The sequence below is a fragment of the Thalassovita autumnalis genome, assembly GCF_001458255.1.
Classification (GTDB): Bacteria; Pseudomonadota; Alphaproteobacteria; order Rhodobacterales; family Rhodobacteraceae; genus Thalassobius; species Thalassobius autumnalis.
In genome coordinates, this window is the sequence record NZ_CYSB01000038.1 from 77,460 (window position 1) to 94,269 (window position 16,810).

17 protein-coding genes are annotated in these 16,810 nt (G+C 61.0%); 9 read left to right on the plus strand and 8 right to left on the minus strand.

Annotated elements, in window-relative coordinates:
• Positions 1–91: 91 nt before the first annotated feature.
• The gene (locus TL5118_RS15110) at positions 92–1,033 is read left to right on the plus strand and encodes a DMT family transporter (protein ID WP_242601793.1); all 942 of its coding nucleotides are present in this window, start codon (positions 92–94) and stop codon (positions 1,031–1,033) included.
• A gap of 117 nt (positions 1,034–1,150) precedes the next feature.
• On the opposite strand, the gene nhaA is transcribed toward TL5118_RS15110, so the two are convergent.
• Complete coding sequence (gene nhaA / locus TL5118_RS15115; RefSeq protein WP_058244827.1) at positions 1,151–2,332, minus strand: Na+/H+ antiporter NhaA; 1,182 nt, start codon at positions 2,330–2,332, stop codon at positions 1,151–1,153.
• Positions 2,333–2,424: 92 nt separating this feature from the next.
• Between nhaA and TL5118_RS15120 the strand changes: the two genes are divergently transcribed.
• The 5 genes from TL5118_RS15120 to TL5118_RS15140 all read left to right on the plus strand — a co-directional run bounded on the left by TL5118_RS15120 (position 2,425) and on the right by TL5118_RS15140 (position 5,907).
• The gene (locus tag TL5118_RS15120; protein WP_058244826.1) at positions 2,425–3,036 is read left to right on the plus strand and encodes a VOC family protein; all 612 of its coding nucleotides are present in this window, start codon (positions 2,425–2,427) and stop codon (positions 3,034–3,036) included.
• Entirely contained in the window at positions 3,033–3,527 is a 495-nt protein-coding gene (locus TL5118_RS15125) for a GNAT family N-acetyltransferase (protein ID WP_082626406.1), read from the plus strand. Before TL5118_RS15120 ends, TL5118_RS15125 begins: the two co-directional genes overlap by 4 nt.
• A 145-nt stretch (positions 3,528–3,672) precedes the next feature.
• Positions 3,673–4,365, plus strand: coding sequence for a molecular chaperone DjiA (locus TL5118_RS15130; RefSeq protein ID WP_058244825.1), 693 nt, complete (start codon positions 3,673–3,675; stop codon positions 4,363–4,365).
• Positions 4,365–5,402: an endonuclease/exonuclease/phosphatase family protein gene (locus tag TL5118_RS15135; protein ID WP_058244824.1), complete on the plus strand. Its 1,038-nt coding sequence runs from the start codon at positions 4,365–4,367 to the stop codon at positions 5,400–5,402. The genes TL5118_RS15130 and TL5118_RS15135 overlap by 1 nt, the downstream gene beginning before the upstream one ends.
• 109 nt (positions 5,403–5,511) lie before the next feature.
• The gene (locus TL5118_RS15140) at positions 5,512–5,907 is read left to right on the plus strand and encodes a hypothetical protein (protein WP_058244823.1); all 396 of its coding nucleotides are present in this window, start codon (positions 5,512–5,514) and stop codon (positions 5,905–5,907) included.
• Positions 5,908–5,919: 12 nt separating this feature from the next.
• Here the strand turns inward: TL5118_RS15140 and TL5118_RS15145 are convergent, their stop codons facing one another.
• The 4 genes from TL5118_RS15145 to TL5118_RS15160 form a co-directional block, all read right to left on the minus strand.
• On the minus strand, positions 5,920–7,494 hold the full coding sequence (locus TL5118_RS15145; RefSeq protein ID WP_058244822.1) for a Ppx/GppA family phosphatase: 1,575 nt from the start codon (positions 7,492–7,494) through the stop codon (positions 5,920–5,922).
• 51 nt (positions 7,495–7,545) lie between these two features.
• Positions 7,546–9,720 carry an RNA degradosome polyphosphate kinase gene (locus tag TL5118_RS15150; protein ID WP_058244821.1) on the minus strand — a complete coding sequence of 725 codons (2,175 nt, stop codon included), beginning with the start codon at positions 9,718–9,720 and terminating at the stop codon, positions 7,546–7,548.
• Positions 9,721–9,771: 51 nt separating this feature from the next.
• Positions 9,772–10,389 (minus strand): P-loop NTPase family protein, encoded by a 618-nt coding sequence (locus TL5118_RS15155; protein WP_082626395.1) that lies wholly within the window; start codon positions 10,387–10,389, stop codon positions 9,772–9,774.
• A gap of 80 nt (positions 10,390–10,469) precedes the next feature.
• Positions 10,470–11,537, minus strand: a complete 1,068-nt coding sequence (locus TL5118_RS15160; RefSeq protein ID WP_058244819.1) for an AI-2E family transporter — start codon at positions 11,535–11,537, stop codon at positions 10,470–10,472.
• Positions 11,538–11,815: 278 nt separating this feature from the next.
• On the opposite strand from TL5118_RS15160, the gene proS reads away from it, so the two are divergent.
• On the plus strand, positions 11,816–13,168 hold the full coding sequence (gene proS / locus TL5118_RS15165; RefSeq protein ID WP_058244818.1) for a proline--tRNA ligase: 1,353 nt from the start codon (positions 11,816–11,818) through the stop codon (positions 13,166–13,168).
• 184 nt (positions 13,169–13,352) lie between these two features.
• A complete protein-coding gene (locus TL5118_RS15170; RefSeq protein ID WP_058244817.1) occupies positions 13,353–14,255 on the plus strand; it encodes a haloalkane dehalogenase in 903 nt (300 codons plus the stop codon).
• 17 nt (positions 14,256–14,272) lie between these two features.
• On the opposite strand, the gene TL5118_RS15175 is transcribed toward TL5118_RS15170, so the two are convergent.
• From TL5118_RS15175 to TL5118_RS15185, 3 genes are all read right to left on the minus strand, one after another.
• Complete coding sequence (locus tag TL5118_RS15175; protein WP_242601799.1) at positions 14,273–14,719, minus strand: helix-turn-helix transcriptional regulator; 447 nt, start codon at positions 14,717–14,719, stop codon at positions 14,273–14,275.
• 113 nt (positions 14,720–14,832) lie between these two features.
• Positions 14,833–15,273 (minus strand): hypothetical protein, encoded by a 441-nt coding sequence (locus tag TL5118_RS21185; protein ID WP_131727449.1) that lies wholly within the window; start codon positions 15,271–15,273, stop codon positions 14,833–14,835.
• Positions 15,274–15,362: 89 nt separating this feature from the next.
• Complete coding sequence (locus TL5118_RS15185; RefSeq protein WP_058244814.1) at positions 15,363–16,031, minus strand: hypothetical protein; 669 nt, start codon at positions 16,029–16,031, stop codon at positions 15,363–15,365.
• 260 nt (positions 16,032–16,291) lie between these two features.
• Here TL5118_RS15185 and TL5118_RS15190 point away from each other — a divergent pair, with 260 nt between their 5' ends.
• Positions 16,292–16,810 carry a DUF2937 family protein gene (locus tag TL5118_RS15190; protein WP_058244813.1) on the plus strand — a complete coding sequence of 173 codons (519 nt, stop codon included), beginning with the start codon at positions 16,292–16,294 and terminating at the stop codon, positions 16,808–16,810.

Here is a 16,810-nt window from a genome sequence, read left to right on the forward strand (position 1 = left end):
CTTGCGGTAAGATGAATGCGCAGGAAACGGATCGTGCGCTGAAAAGAACACTCTAAGATCCCCGGCAGACCAGCTGTCGGGGATTTTTTTCGTGAAGACCACCTCCCAACCCAACTCAATGATCGCGCAGAGCTTTCTGCTGCTGCTCTGCCTTGCTGCCGTTTGGGGCGGCTCCTTCCTGTTTGCCGAACTTGCTCTGCGCGAGGTACCCCCCCTGACCATCACCCTGCATCGGGTGGTCTGGGCGGTGCCTGCGCTGTTGCTGGCGCTGCGCTTGGGGGGGCTGGCGCTGCCCCGGTCTGCGCGGTTCTGGGGTGGCGCCTTGGGGATGGGGCTGTTGAACAACGCGATCCCATTTTCGCTGATCTTCTGGGGGCAACAGCAGATTGAGGCCGGGCTGGCCTCAATCCTGAACGGCACCACAGCGATGTTCGGCGCAGTAGTGGCGGGGCTGTTGCTGCCGGATGAGCCGTTGACGCGAAACAAACTGACAGGCGCCGTGCTGGGCCTTTCGGGCGTGGCGGTCATCATGGGACCAGAGGCGCTGGGCGGTTTTGATCCGGCCAATCTGGCGCAGCTGGCGGTGCTTGGGGCGGCGCTATCTTATGCGCTGGCCAGTGTCTGGGGCAAACGCCTGCTGGGCGGCCATCCACCTTTGGTGAATGCCTCGGGCATGCTGATCGGCGCGGCTGTCTTGATGCTGCCCGTGGTGTTGCTGGTCGAAGGTCCACCCCGGTTTGACCTCTCCGCGGGCACTTTTGGCGCGCTCGCCGGGCTGGCGCTCCTGTCGACGTCATTGGCCTATGGCCTTTACTTTGCGATCCTGCGCCGGGCTGGGGCGGCCAATCTGATGTTGGTCACCCTGTTGATCCCACCCTTTGCCATTGCGCTGGGCGCTCTGGTCCTGGGGGAACGGATCGGCGCGGCCGAGGGGGTAGGCTTTGCGGTGATCGCTCTGGGCTTTGTGGTGACAGACGGACGTCTATTGTCACGGTGTCGCCGCGTAAGCCAAACGCGCGGCGCAGGCTCGTAACCTCAACACCCCTTTTCAATGTTCCCCAAATACTCCCGCCGGAGGCGGCGCAGCGGTGGTCACAAAAAAGGCGCCCGAAACAGGGGCGCCTTCTTGCAGTCTTTCAGTATGAAGAAATCAGGCCGCTTCGGTCTGCGGCTCTTCCTTCTCGCGTCCCGCCAACAGAAGCGCACCGGCGCCCAACAGGGCCGAGATGGCTGAACCGGACAGCACGCCAAGGCGCACCTGGTTCATCATCGCCGCATCCGAGAAGCTGAGCGAGCCGATGAACAGCGACATGGTAAAGCCGATGCCCGCCAAACAGGCGACGCCATAGATATGCATCCAGTTGGCGCCATGTGGCATGCGTGACATGCCGGATTTGACCATCACATAGGTGATGCCGAAGACACCCAGCTGCTTGCCCGCGATCAGACCCAGGGCGATGCCCAGCGGCAGCGGCGCAAGGAGATCGGCAAAGGTCATGCCCTGCAGCACCACACCGGCGTTTGCAAAGGCAAAGATCGGGATGATCAGGTAGAGCACATAGGGCGTCAGGCCGTGTTCCAGCGAATGCAGCGGGCTCTTGCCCCATTTGTCGGTCAGCGGGATGCAGAAGGCGGTGACAACACCGGCCAGCGTCGCATGGACACCCGATTTCAGCACGAAGAACCACATCACCACACCCAGCATCAGCGCCGGGGCCACGCGGTGCGCACCTTTCAGGTTCAGCCAGATCAGCCCGCCCAGCGGCAGCAGCGCCAGATAGAGGTAATCCACCTTCAGCTCCGCCGTGTAGAACAGCGCGATGATCACGATGGCGCCAAGGTCATCAAGGATGGCCAGCGTCAGCAGGAACACCTTCAGCGATGCGGGCGCGCGGGTCCCCATCAGAGCCAGGATCCCCAGCGCAAAGGCAATGTCGGTTGCGGCGGGAATGGCCCAGCCGGAAATCGAAGGCAGCCCCCAGTTGAAGAAGGCAAAGATCAGCGCCGGGACGATCATACCGCCCACAGCCGCCATGCCCGGCAGCACCACATCGGCGGGGTTCTTCAGTTTGCCTTCCATCATCTCACGCTTCAGCTCAAGACCGATGAGGAAGAAGAAGATCGCCATCAAACCGTCGTTGATCCACAGGATCAGCGGTTTCTTCAGCCCTTCACCGTCCAGTGTGACCGCCAGATAGCTGCCCAGCACGCTTTCATAGGTTCCAGACAGGGCCGAGTTTGCGACGACCAGCGCGGCCACAGCGGATAGCATCAAGAGGATGCCACCAGAGGCCTCATGCCTGAAAAATTTGTCGATTGCGCGAAGCAGCATTGCGTTTCCTTTGCTCTGTATCCAAGTTTCCTGCCGAGATGGGTTGATTTTTGCTTAGTGCAATACCAACGACTGGGGAGAAAAACTGTTTAATGCTGGTTCTAGACCATATTGCCGTGGCGGCAAACACACTTGATGAGGGCCGCGCCTTTGTGGCGCAGCGTCTTGGGATTGAAATGGGGCCCGGCGGTCAACATGCGCGCTTTGGCACCCATAACCTGCTGATCGGATTGGAAGACGGGCTATATATGGAAGTCATCGCAATTGACCCAGAGGCACCCCCACCCCCGGATGCCCGTTGGTTTGATCTGGATGGCTTTGCCGGTGCGCCTTGCCTGCACAATTGGATCTGCCGGTCTGAGGATATTGAGGCCGCGCTGGCACAGATGCCCGCAGGGGCCGGGCGGGTCGTGGATTTGGCACGGGGTGATCTGCGCTGGAAGATGGCGGTGCCGCAGGAGGGCAAGCTGCCCTATGATGAGATCTGTCCGGCGTTGATGCAGTGGCAGGGGGATCACCCGGCGGCCAAGCTGCCGCAAAGTGGCGCGCGCCTGAAACGGTTGGAGCTGACCCATCCAGACGCGGATACGCTGGCGGCGACATTGGCACCGTTGCTGCAGGATCCGCGGATTGCCCTGCAAACCGGTGACGCCCCTTTGATGCGTGCTTGTTTTGAGGTTGAAGGGCAGGAGCGGTGGCTGTGACCCCTGAGATCCGACCGGCCAAGGCGGCAGATGCGGCGGCAATTGCGGCGATCTGGAACAAGATCATCGTTGAAACCACGGTGACCTTCACCACGATTGAAAAGACCCCCGAGGCTGTGGCCGAAGATATTGCCGCACGTCAGGCGGCGGGGCAGGGCTATCTGGTGGCCAGTGACGGGGCGCAGCTTCTTGGTCTGGCCTGTTACGGGCCGTTTCGCGGCGGGCCGGGCTACCGTTTTGCGATGGAACATACGATCTACCTCAGTGAGGCGGCCAAAGGCCAAGGGCTGGGGCGGCGGCTGATCACCGCGCTTGAAGAGCACGCGCGCGCCGCTGGTCACAGCTGCCTGATTGGGGCGGTCAGTGGGGAAAACACCGCCGCGCAGGCCTTTCACAGCCGCATGGGCTACGTTGAGGTCGGCAGATTACCGCGCGTTGGGCATAAATTCGGCCGTTTCCTCGATATGGTCTTGATGCAGAAGCTGCTTTAGGTCTTTCTATCGCGCAACTTACACCGCCCCCCAAACCCACCGCAGCTATTTGGCGGTGGGATCTGCAATATTTCTCAAGACATTCTGAACCCTGAGATCCACCTTACACCCTGACAGCCGCAGCCCGGCAGGATAGACTGACCCCATGTCCATTTGGAAACGCATAGGCGAGGCGCTGAGCGCCCTGACCAGCGGTGAGCCGCTGAGCGAGATCTTTGACCGGCTGCGCACGCCGCCGGAACGCTCGGTCGCGTTCACGATTGCGGTGATCGCGCTCTCGGCCAAGATGGCCAAGGCGGATGGTCTGGTGACCCGGGATGAGGTCACCGCGATGCGTGAGGTGTTCCAGATCGCGCAGGAAGATGAGGCTGGCGCCGCCCGTGTCTTCAATCTGGCGCGGCGCGATGTGGCTGGCTTTGAGGATTACGCGCTGAAGATCCGGCGAATGTTTGACAGTTCAGACACCTGCCTGTGTGATCTGATGGAGGGGCTGTTCCACATTGCAATGGCGGATGGCACCTACCACCCGGCGGAGGACGATTTCCTGCATCAGGTGGCCGATATCTTTGGCATTGCCGATCACGACTTCCGCGCGCTGCGGGCCCGTTTTGTGCCGGATGCCGCGCCGGATCCCTATACCGTGCTGGGTGTGGCGCCGGAAACGCCGATGTCTGACATTCGCAAGGCCTGGAAACGTCTGGTGCGCGATACCCATCCCGATGCGATGATGGCACGCGGCGTCCCGCAGGAGATGATCCGCATGGCCGAAAAGCGGATGATTGACCTCAACCGCGCCTGGGAAGAAATCACCGCACTGAAGGGGCCAGAGGCCGCCTGATGCGGATCGCCACCTACAACGTCGAATGGTTCAACAGCCTCTTTGATGATGCGGGCACCCCGCTGGAGGATGGTGGCTGGTCGTCCCGGCGTGATGTCACCCGGGTCCAGCAGCTGACGGCGCTGGGCATTGTCTTTACCGCGATGGATGCCGATGCCGTGATGGTGATTGAGGCACCGGATCAGAACTCCCGCCGTCAGACCGTACCTGCGCTGGAGGCGTTTGCCGCCAAGTTTGACCTGCGCGCGCGCAAGGCGGTGATCGGCTTTGCCAATGACACCCAGCAGGAAATTGCACTGCTTTATGACCTGGATGTGCTGCAGGCCCGTCATGACCCGCAGGGCGATGAAACCGGCAAGAAGGGCAGCCAGGGCGCGCCGCGGTTTGATGGGGTGTTCCGCATTGATCTGGATGTGGACGCGACCGAAGATCTGGTGCGGTTTTCCAAACCTCCGCTGGAGCTGGCGCTGGAAACCGCTTCTGGCTTTCAGTTCCGCATGATCGGGGCGCATCTGAAATCGAAAGCCCCCCATGGCGCGCGGGGGCGGGATGCGGTGATGCGGGCCTCCATCGCCAATCGGCGCAAACAGCTGGCGCAGGCCATCTGGCTGCGGCAGCGGGTGGAAACCCATCTGGCGGCGGGCACCCCGCTGATGGTGCTGGGGGACCTGAACGACGGCCCCGGCCTGGATGAATACGAAGATCTGTTTGGCCGGTCCTCGGTTGAGATTGTGCTGGGCCAGAAGGGGCAGCACGATCCGCAGCTGTGCCTCTTTGATCCGCACGCGCAGGCGGTGCTGAACAATCGCTGGGCCTCTCCCTCCTCGTCACGGTTCTATATCGCGGAGGAGAAGCGGTATCTGCAGGCGCTCTTGGACTACATCATGATTTCGCCTGATCTGCGGGGCCGGTCGCCTGAGTGGCGGATCTGGCACCCGTTTGAGGATCAGGCCTGTTTCGGGCGCCCTGAACTGCGTGAGGCGCTGTTGGCCGCCAGTGACCATTTCCCGGTGGTGCTGGACATCGACCTGCCGTGAGCGGCAGGGGCCGGATGCGCGCAAGCGGGATGAGCGAAAATAGGCGCGAATTCGGTGAGGCGAATACACCAGCCTCGGAATCGCCCCGCTGACGCGCTATACTGGCACCATGAGACATCTGCTGATCCTCCCCGTGTTCTGCGCCGCATTCGTCGCGCCCTATGCAACCCCGCTTGCCGCGCAAGAGGCTGAGGCGGAGGAGGAAGGGTTTTCCCTGATGGAGGAGGGGGCCAAGCTGTTTCTCAAAGGCATCATCCAGGAGATGGAGCCCGCCATTGATGAGCTGAATGACCTCACCGCCGAAATGGAACCTGCGCTGCGGGCCTTGGTGGATGAAATGGGCCCGGCCTTCATGGAGCTGCTGGACAAGGTCGATGACATCACCATGTATCACGCCCCCGAGGTGCTGCCGAACGGCGATATCATCCTGCGCCGTAAACAACCTGATGAGGTTGAGCCTCCTGCGGGGGAAGCCAATAATGAAAACGGCGCAATCGATCTGTGATCGCGGATCTGATCAGCCTTTGATCTTGACCGTGACCTCAGCATCCAGCGATCGCGCCAGCGAATTCAGACGGGATTCCGCCACTTCGCCAAACAGTGGTTCCGCATCACGGCTGAGGATCAGCTCCAGCTGCTTTTTCTTCGGAAACAGACGGAATTCACCGATTTTCTGATCCGCCTTGGGCCAGAGCATGGCGCCCAGACGCATGGCCTTGCCCAAAACCTCGGCCTCTTTGATGGCCTTTTCATCCAGAATGTCGAAGATCCCGGGGAAGCGGCTGTCTGAGCGGCTGTTCTTGTACCGGTTCATCAGCGCCAGCCCCAGAAACACCCGTTCGGAATGACGCAAACCGCCAAGGTTGGCGCGGGTCACATTGTCAAAACAGACCTCCGCCCGGTAATCGGGATGGGCGCGCCAGCTGACATCATGCAGCAGGCAGGCGGCTTTGATCAGCCGTTTGCGTTCCCATTTGGCGGATTTGAACAGCGGCGAGACAAAGTCATAAAGCGTTTTGCCAAAGCCGGGCAGGCGGGCGTCTTTGGCCTCAGCGAACCGCGCGGCCTCAATCAATGGATCACGCTGGCGCAGCTGATCGGGCATCTGCTCATACAGCAGCCCCTCGCGGATCCCGTAGGAGGAAATGGCAATGTCATGTGGCTTGAAGGTGCGGATCAGCCGTTTCAGCACCTCGCAGGCGATCGGGACAAGGATCATCCGCGCCTCTGAGATGCCGCAGGTTTTGCGCAGGGTCTCGATGCCCTGTTCTTCGATATAGGCGACAGTGTCGCGCACCGATTTTGCGGTCATCCGATATTCATGCAGCACGTGCAGCGGATAGCCCCGGCGCACCATGTCGATCTTGGCAATCGCCCGCCAGGATCCGCCGACCAGAAACAGGCGGTTGGGTTGCGGGCCCATCTGTTGTGCCAATTCGTCCATCACCGCGGCGATATGGGCCTTGCGTCCCTTTTTGCCACCTTTGATGTCGCGCAGCTTCAGCGGCCCCAGTGAGGAGGTGACGCGCTTGCCCACCTGACCATCGTTGATCTCGGCCAGTTCCAGTGAGGAGCCACCGATGTCACAGATCAGCCCGTAGGCCCCCGGCCAGCCCAAGAGAACCCCCTGTGCGGAGAGCCGCGCCTCTTCCTGACCGTCGATGACATGAACCTTGATGCCGGTTTCGCGCTCAACCTCGGCCACAAAATCCGGGCCGTCCGTTGCATCGCGCACCGCCGCAGTGGCCACCGCCGTCAGGGTTGGGGCATCCATGCCCACGGCCAGTTTCTGAAACCGCCGCATGGCCGAAAGCGCCCGTGCGCGTCCTTCCGGGTTCAGCTTGCCGGTTTCGGCCAGTCCTGCCCCCAGCGCACACATGATTTTTTCGTTGAAGAAATAGGCGGGTGAGCGCGCCGCGCCGTCAAACACCACCATCCGGACCGAGTTTGAGCCGACATCAATCACCCCAACCCGGCTGAGCGCGCGCGAAGCCGGATCGTTGAACAAAGGCCGCCCAAAGGGACCCCAATCATCTGTGGTGTCGCCCTTTTCAGGCAGAGGCTGAGCCACATGGCCGGTGGAATCGTCCATGGCGATGTTCCTTCTTTACCAATACCTTGATGCCTTGACCCGGCGGCCGGGTCAATCATCCGTATGGGTCAGTTTCGGTACATCTTTTGCGCCCGCAGATCCACGACCGGACAGTGAGGGATTTTCCATGAAGAAGCGGTGGCAGTTAAAGTTGAAGCCGCCTTCGACACGCTCGGCACGGGTGAATTTCCCGTCAGGTGCCATGACCCAGCTTTGTGCCACATCCGCCAGATTTGCCGCCATCACCTGGCTGACGATCTGGGCTTTCACGGTGGGGTTGGTGATTTCCACCAGCGTTTCCACCCGGCGGTTCAGGTTGCGGCCCATCCAATCGGCTGAGGACATGTAGACTTTGGCCTTTTTCGAGGGCAGGCCGTGGCCATTGCCGAAACAGGCGATGCGCGAATGTTCAAGGAACCGCCCGACAACCGATTTCACCCGGATGTTTTCGCTCAGGCCTTTGATGCCGGGGCGCAGACCACAGATGCCGCGGATCACAAGGCTGATTTTCACACCCGCCTGACTGGCCTTGTAGAGGCCATCGATGATCTCAGGATCGATGAGGGAGTTCATCTTGGCCCAAATCTCGGCCGGACGGCCAGCGCGGGCGTGTTCGGCTTCTTTTTCAAAGTTTTCCAGCAGGCGCTGTTTCAGGCCAATGGGGGAAATCGCCAGATTTTCCAGCCCTTCAGGTTCGACATAGCCGGAAAGGTAGTTGAACACTTTGGTGGCGTCGCGGCCCAGCTTGTCATCGCAGGTGAACAGGCTGAGGTCGGTGTAGATCCGGGCGGTGATCGGGTGGTAGTTGCCGGTGCCGTAATGGGTGTAGGTGACCAGCCGGTCGCCTTCGCGGCGCACCACGGTGGAGATTTTGGCGTGGGTTTTCAGATCGACAAACCCGTAAACCACATGGGCGCCAGACCGTTCCAGCCGGCGCGACTGGCGGATGTTGGCAGCCTCATCAAACCGCGCTTTCAGCTCGACCAGCGCGGTGACGGATTTGCCATCCTCTGCCGCCTCGCACAGGGCTTCGACGATGGGGGATTTCTTGGAGGTCCGGTAAAGCGTCTGTTTGATCGCCACCACATTCGGATCAGCGGCGGCCTGTTTCAGGAAGCGCACCACCATGTCGAAGGTTTCATAGGGGTGGTGCAGCAGCATGTCCTTCTGCTTGATCGCGGCAAACATATCGCCGTCAAAATCCTGCACCCGTTCCGGCACCCGTGGGGCGAAGCTGGGCCACAGCAGATCGGGCCGCTCATCCGAGACCAGCTCTTTCACGTCAGCGATGCCGATCATGCCGTCCACTTCGACGATCTCATCCGCATCAACGTGCAGCTCTTCGGTGATCACCGATTTCAGCATCTCCGGCGCCCCGGAGGAGATTTTCATCCGCACCACTTCGCCACGGCGGCGGCGTTTCAGCGCCACCTCAAATTCGCGCACCAGATCTTCGGCTTCTTCCTCGACCTCAAGGTCGCTGTCACGCAGCACCCGGAAGGTGCAATGGCCTTTCATGTGATAGCCGGGGAACAGCTTGTCGGTGAACAGCAGCAGCATCTCTTCCAGCGGCAGGAAGCGCAGGGTGCCGTCACTGGCGGGCAGTTGCACAAAACGGCTGATCCGCGCCGGGATCGGCAGAAGGGTGATCAACTGCCGTTTGCCGGGGCGGCGTTCCAGCTGCAAGGCCAGCGAAAAGCCGGTATTGGGGATAAACGGGAACGGGTGCGCCGGGTCCACCGCCAGCGGTGACAAGACCGGAAACACCTGATTGAGGAACACATCCTCAAGATAGGGCATATCCGCATCCTCGACCCCGGTGCGGTCCAGAATATGGATGTTTTCTGCCGCCAGCTGGTTGCGCAGATCATCAAAGATCCGCTGCTGGCTCATCATCAGATTACGCGCGTCTTCATTGATCAGCACCAGCTGCTCAGACGGGCTCAACCCATCGGCGGCCGGGGTCTGGTGGCCTTCGCGCTTCAGCTCGCGCAGGCCAGCGACGCGGACGGTGTAAAACTCATCCAGGTTGGTGGCCGAGATGGACAGGAACCGCACCCGTTCCAACAGCGGCACCTTGGGGTTTTCCGCCTCTTCCAGCACGCGCCAGTTAAAGCCCAGCCAGCTGAGTTCGCGGTTATAGAACCGGGCGGCCCCGGTTTGGTCGAGATCGGGAAGGTCGATCGGTTCCGGGAAGGGAGCGTTCAGAAAATCTGCGTGTGACATGAGGCGCTTATGCTCAAAGCATGTGAAACTATGGTGACGAGAGTGCCGCCCTTAGCCGGGATTGTCCAGCAGATCGGGCAATTCGCTCTGGCCCAGTACCTCCGCCGCCAGTTTGCGCGTTACCGGACGCTTGCGCGCCAAGGCTTCGCGGTCAATGGCAGCCACCAGATCACGAGCGGCATCAAAGCTGCGGTCCATCCGCGCCACCAGATAGGAAATCACATCCGGGCTGGGCATCAGCTGACGGTCGGCAAAGAGTTTGGCCACCACGGCGGACAGCAGCTGATCATCGGGCTGTTCCAGATTGACCGATTGGGTGCCCTGCATCCGGCTCATCAGATCCGGCAGGCTGAGCCCCCACAGATGCGCCGGCCGATCTGCGGTGATCAGTAGGGGGAAACCTTCGGCCAGCACCAGATTGTGCAGGTGAAACAGCGCTTCTTCCAGCGGGCGCAGGCCGGCGATGTCCTGCACATCCTCCACCACCACAGGGCCCATCGCGACGGCGGGGATTTCCACATCGCCCAGATCCGTGGCCTTCAGGATCAACGCGCCCGAGGTCACCGCCCACACATGGGCCAGATGGGTTTTACCGGATCCTTTCGGACCGATCAGCGCCAGTTTGCGCCCGGACCAGTCGCGCCAGTTTTCCAACAGGACAACCGCCATCGCATTGGCCGGAGAGACAAAAAAGTCTTCCCGTCCCAGCGCGGGACGCACTGGTAGATCAAAGCTTAATTGGCGGTGGTTCACTCGTCGCGCTTTCCGGCGTGGCCTTGGTAGAGTCGGCCCCCTTTGTAATTGTCCATGCCAAAGCGGGCAACCACACCGATGGAGGCCGCCACCGGCACTGCCACCAGCATGCCGACAAATCCAAAGAGCGAGCCAAAGACCGACAACGCAAAGATCAGCCAAACCGGGTGCAGCCCAACCGAGCTGCCAACCATCTTGGGCGTCAGCACATTGCCCTCAATCACCTGACCCAACACAAAGATGCCGGCGACCAGACCGATCGACAGCCAATCGCCCCAGAACTGAAACAGCGCCAGACCAATGGCCAGCACACCGCCAAACAGTGCCCCGATATAGGGGATGAAGGTCAGCGCCCCGGCGACAAAGCCAACCACCAGGCCAAATTGCAGCCCCACCAGCATCAAGGCCACCGCATAATAGGTGCCCAGCACCAGACAGACCGTGCCCATGCCGCGAATGAAAGAGGCCAGCGTGCCATCGATCTGTTTGGCCAGCTGACGGATCACCGGCGCATGATCGCGCGGCAGCATATCGTCCACCTTGGCCACCATCCGGTCCCAGTCCAGCAGCAGATAAAAAGCCACCACAGGCACGATCACAAAGAGCATCACAACGTTGATGATCGACAAGGCTGAGGAGAAGACCGCGTTCAGCAGCTCGCCGCCTTTGGATTCGATGGTCTGGCCGATCTGCTGCAGTGATTGGTTCAGGGTGGAGGTTTCATCCAGGATCTGTGGGAAACGCTGGATCAGGAAGGCCCAGAGATCCTCAAAGACCTGCGGCATCACCTGCAACAGCGCCGCCGACTGGTTGATCAGTGAGGGCACCACCAAGAGCACCAGCATAACAAAGGTCAATACAGCCACGATGGTGATGATTGCAGTGGCAAAGACTCGAGAAAATCCCCACGCCTCCAGCCGATCGGCGACCGGATCCAGGAAGTAGGCAATCGCGCCGCCCAGAACAAAGGGCAGGATCACATCGCCCAGATACCACAGCGCTAGCGACGATGCCGCCAAGGCCACACCCCAATACCCTACCTGTTCCTTCGCTGACAAAGCCATCTGCGCCCCCTGTTTTTGCTTAGCCTCCTATGTCGTCGGTTCTGGGCGACAGATCAAGGGGCAGGGCAGGGGGACGCCCTGTTTCGGCGGCTTCTAACCGGTTGCAGTGGCGCGTTTTACCGGCAGGCGGGAGTGCCTTATGGTCGCCGCTTGGCCGCGCGGGCGTGGGACTGGGGAAAAAGACCGGCGGCCTTGGGGCCACCTTGCCCCTTGTCTGCCTTGCGCCCCTCTTCTAAACCCGTCTCTAACCAAGTTTTACCAATCCCAAGGGGTCATCCATGCGTCTGTCGCGCTATTTCCTGCCCGTTCTGAAAGAAAACCCGTCCGAGGCGCAGATTGTCAGCCACCGTCTGATGCTGCGCGCTGGCATGATCAAACAGCAATCCGCCGGGATCTATTCCTGGCTGCCGCTGGGCTTCAAGGTGCTGCGCAAGATCGAAAACATTGTGCATCAGGAACAGATCCGCGCCGGTCACATCCCGATGCAGATGCCGACCCTGCAGTCCGCCGATCTCTGGCGTGAGTCGGGCCGTTATGACGGCTACGGTGAGGAAATGCTGCGGATGCAGGACCGTCACGGCCGTGACATGCTGTTTTCGCCCACCGCAGAAGAACTGTTCACCGATGTGTTCCGCGCCCATGTGAACAGCTACAAAGACCTGCCGCTGACGCTCTATCAGATCCAGTGGAAATTCCGCGATGAGATCCGTCCGCGTTTCGGCGTGATGCGGGGCCGTGAGTTCTATATGAAAGACGGCTACAACTTCGACCTCACCAAAGAGGACGCGCTGCACGCCTATAACCGCCACCTGGTCAGCTACCTGCGCACCTATGAGCGTATGGGCCTGCAGGCGATCCCGATGCGCGCGGATTCCGGCCCGATTGGCGGTGATGACACACACGAATTCCTGGTGCTGGCCGAAACTGGTGAGTCCGAGGTCTTCTATGACCGCGAAATCACCGATCTGACCTTTGGTGAGCGTGAGATCGACTATAACAGCGTGGAGCAGTGTCAGGCCGTGCTGGAAGAGTTCACCTCGCGCTATGCCCGCACCGATGAGACCCATGATGAGGCGCTGTTTAACGAAGTGCCTGAGGAACGCCGCTGCGTTGCCCGCGGCATTGAGGTGGGTCAGATCTTCTACTTCGGCACCAAATACTCCTCGGCCCTTGGCGCCACCGTCCAAGGCCCTGATGGCAAACCGACTGAGGTCCACATGGGCAGCCACGGCATCGGCGTTAGCCGCCTGCTGGGCGCCATCATTGAGGCCAGCCATGATGACAATGGCATCATCTGGCCGGAAGGTGTCACCCCGTTCCACGTTGGCATCGTGAACCTGAAACAGGGCGATGAGGAGGCCGATGCCGCCTGTGAAGCGCTTTACAACAGCTTCACCGCAGTGGGTCTGGAACCGCTTTATGATGACCGCAAGGAACGCGCTGGTGGCAAGTTCGCCACCATGGACCTGATCGGCTTGCCCTGGCGCATCACGGTTGGCCCGCGTGGTCTGAAAAACGGTGTGGTCGAACTGACCTGCCGCCGCACCGGCGAAAGCGAAGAGATGACCCCGGAACAGGCCGTTGCGAAGATCATCGAGATCTACGCGCCTCACCGCGTCAACGTCTTCTGATCGCACCCTGCACGATAGACCATCCAGGCCACCTCTCGGGGTGGCCTTTTTCGTTGCTGAACCTCACCCTTTCAATGTTCCCCAAATACTCACTGCGCGGCCGCAGATACAGCAAGCGAAGCTTTCGATTTGGCGGCGGGCACAATCGGTGCATTATACCGGTTCAGACCGGAGGGAGGCCGCGATGAAGTTCTTGCGTACAGAAGACAGCCGTTTTGAAGGGCTGCAGGATTATGATTTTGCGCCGCAGTATCTGACTGTTGGTCAGGGCGCTGCGGCGCTGCGGATGCATTATGTTGATGAGGGCCCGCGGCAGGCGGCCCCGGTTCTGATGCTGCATGGGGAGCCGACCTGGTCCTACCTTTACCGGCACATGATCCCGCTCTTCACCGCCGCCGGGCATCGGGCCGTGGCGCCTGATCTGATTGGATTTGGCCGTTCTGACAAACCGACGCAGCGCAGCGATTATAGCTATCAATCCCATGTCGACTGGCTGGCCGATTGGCTGGTGCAGATGGATCTGCAGGGGATCACATTGATCTGTCAGGACTGGGGTGGGCTGCTGGGGCTCAGGCTGCTGGCAATGATGCCGGATCGTTTTGCCCGGCTGGTGGTGGCTAACACGGCCCTGCCAACGGGGGATCAGCCGATGAATGAGGCGTTCAAAAGCTGGCGCGCCTATTCGCAGGCGGCAGATCCGTTCAACGCGGGCCGGATCGTCTATGGTGGGACCATCAGCAAGCTGACCGAGGCTGAGGTTGCCGCCTATAACGCCCCCTTTCCTGATGAAACCTATTTGGCCGGCGCGCGGCAGTTTCCCATGTTGGTGCCGGACAACCCCGATGATCCCGCCGCCCAGCCCAACCGCGATGCCTGGCAGGTGCTCAGAGGGTTGGATCTGCCGGTGCTGACCGCCTTTGGCGCTGAGGATAAGGTGATGGCGGGGATTGATGGGGTGTTTCAGAAATTGATGCCGGGGGCGGCGGGGCAGCCGCATGTTCTGTTCCCGGCGGCAGGGCATTTCCTACAGGAGGATGTCGGCCCCGAACTGGCGCGCAAAACACTGGCGTTTATCGCGAGTACCTGAAGGAGCGCGTGACCGCGTTACATCAACAGCTCTTCGACCAGTTGTGAAAACAGCTGGGATTTGCCGCTGACCCCGGCCTTGCGGTAGATCGCGGTGGATTGCGCCTTGACCGTGCCTTGTTTGGTTTCCCTCAGCGCAGCAATCTCACTGGTCGACATGCCTTTCAGCATCAGCCAGGTGACGTCCCGCTCGGCCTCGGTCAGTTCAATCCGGGCAAAAAACTCCTCGACGGCATCGGTAAACTCACCCGCGGTCAGGCGGTGGGCGTGGTCCGCGCGCGCCTTGGCGGCCTGGGCGGAGAGGCTGAGGCGCAGGCTGGTGAAGGCGCCTAGGATAAGCCCGGCACAGGCCCCCAGTTCGACCACTTCCCGGGTTTGCCACCGCAGCGGCAGGGAGGGCAGATCAAAGATGGAGGCCAGGATTTCCCAGGTGAAATAGCCGCCGCAGAGGCACTGCAGCAGCACCAGCCCCAAGCCCAGCCCCGTGCTAAGGCCAGACCCCAAACTTGAACCGAGTTTCGGGCGCAGCGCTGCCGAGCTGGCGTTTTTTCTTGTTCATGATCCCCATCTTGCGGTGCTCAGCGACTATGGCGGTCACCACCATCGCGGTTGCGCTCTGGCCTCTCGGAACGCTCCCTATCATCTGGGCGATCTGGAATAAGATCCGCTGGAAGGGCGCCAGGTCCCGGTGTGGGGATTTGACCGGGACCTGGCAGCGGTAGAACGGTCGGTGCAGAAGGGACTTTCCCTGCGTTTTCCTTGGCGTTTGCATCCAACGCAAACACCCGATCACGCAAAACCTCGTCAGACTTTCGATGGATGACAACTTCACGCAAGTTCTCGCCATTCTCGGCCGTGATGAGAATTCGGCCCAGCCAGGTGCGTTTGACCTCGACGATCACATAGCCATCCGCCTCGATCCGAGACACGATCGCGGCGTCGACCCTTTCTTCGGCCTGTAGGACGACAGGCCAGGACAGAAGAAAGCCCAGAAGGGGAGCGTAAAGAGGTCGCATCATATCAGCCTTTAGCTTCTACACATTTCGCCTACCGCGTTGGGGAAGGGGATGTCAAATCCCCTAAACCGTAACGATATGGGCGGTGGGGATCACTCCGTGGTGGCACCCCCCTCAGCTGCGCCGCCCGCACCCGAACGATCCCCGCCACCTTTGCCGGGGCCGTTGCCCCGTGCCGCGCCCGGGCCTTTGCCAGCCCGTTTGCCGTGGCCCGCGCCATCCCCCGAGGGCGCACCGGCCAGATCCAGCGCGGCAACTTCGTCCCGCAGGGCCTGACGCTGTTCGTCTGTCAGGGCGGATTTGTCGATTTCGGCCAATGTGGTGGTTTCACCGGTGAGGGGATCTGTGACCTCAACCGCGCTCATCAGTTCGCGTTTGACATCGCGCCGGGTCACGCCCTGGGTGCGGGCCTCTTCTAGGATATCGGCCAGTTCTTCATCGCTGAGCGCGGTAATGTCGATTTCGTCCAGCGCCACCAGAATGCCGGTGTCAGGATCGGTCACGGTGACATCGTCCAGCAGCGCCGATTTGATGGCCTCTTTGGCATCTTTGCGGCTGTAGCCGAGATCCTGCAGTTCTTTGCTGATCGCATGGATTTGCGCGCGGGTCAGGGCCGCCAGATCCACCTCCGTCAGGGCGACGGTGTCACCGCTGATCGGGTCGGTGACCTGCGGCACCTCTTGCGCCGCGAGCGGCAGTGCGCAGACGGCGCTGGTCAGAAGGGCAGAGAACCCGGCCCGGATCCAATAGGTATATGTCATTCGCGTGCCTTTCGTTTTCACTGGTCGTTTCTGCGTGTGGCGGTGGCGTGACGCTGGGCCCTGATGGCCGCGAAACGGCGGCGACCTCTATTGGTCAAAAGCTTGTTTTTGTGCGCATAAACCAAAGTCATACGGTGTATTTGCGGGGGATTTCGTGGTTTTGGCCGCGAATGGCAGCAGATAGGCGGTGTACTTGGCCCGCTGTCCGCGCCTAGGCTGGGGCCAGCGTGACAGGGCGCATCATTGGGCAGGAGCAGCAGATGATCGTGAGAACACTAACCCTAATCGCAGGGCTGTCCGGGGCGGCGGTCACGGCGCAGTTCCCTGAGTTTTCGCAGCAATATGCCCAGCGTCTGGGCGGCGCGGTGGATGAGCTGACAGCGGTGGTTGCGGATTTTGATACCTCGGCACAGGCTTCGGGCCTCACCCGGCAGGAGGCATTGGCGCAGATGCAGGGAAGTGACTTCCTGACCCGCCGTCGCGCCGATATGGAAACCACGCTGCAACGTCATGAGCGGCTGAGCGCGGCCATGTCGGCCTTGCAGGATGCCGGACCCTTCACCCGCGCCTATGAGCTGCGCCACTTCTCAGACGCTGAGATCGCGCGCCGCACATATGATGCCTATAAACCGGCGCTGCCCCTGACCTTTGAAGGGGCCGCCTTTGCCATTGCGGGCTACGCCGGTGCGGCGCTGATCATGGCGCTGCTGCTGGCCCTGCTGAAATGGCCTTTCAGTCGGGGCAGGCAGGCCCGATCTGGGCGCAGAGCTGCCCGCTAA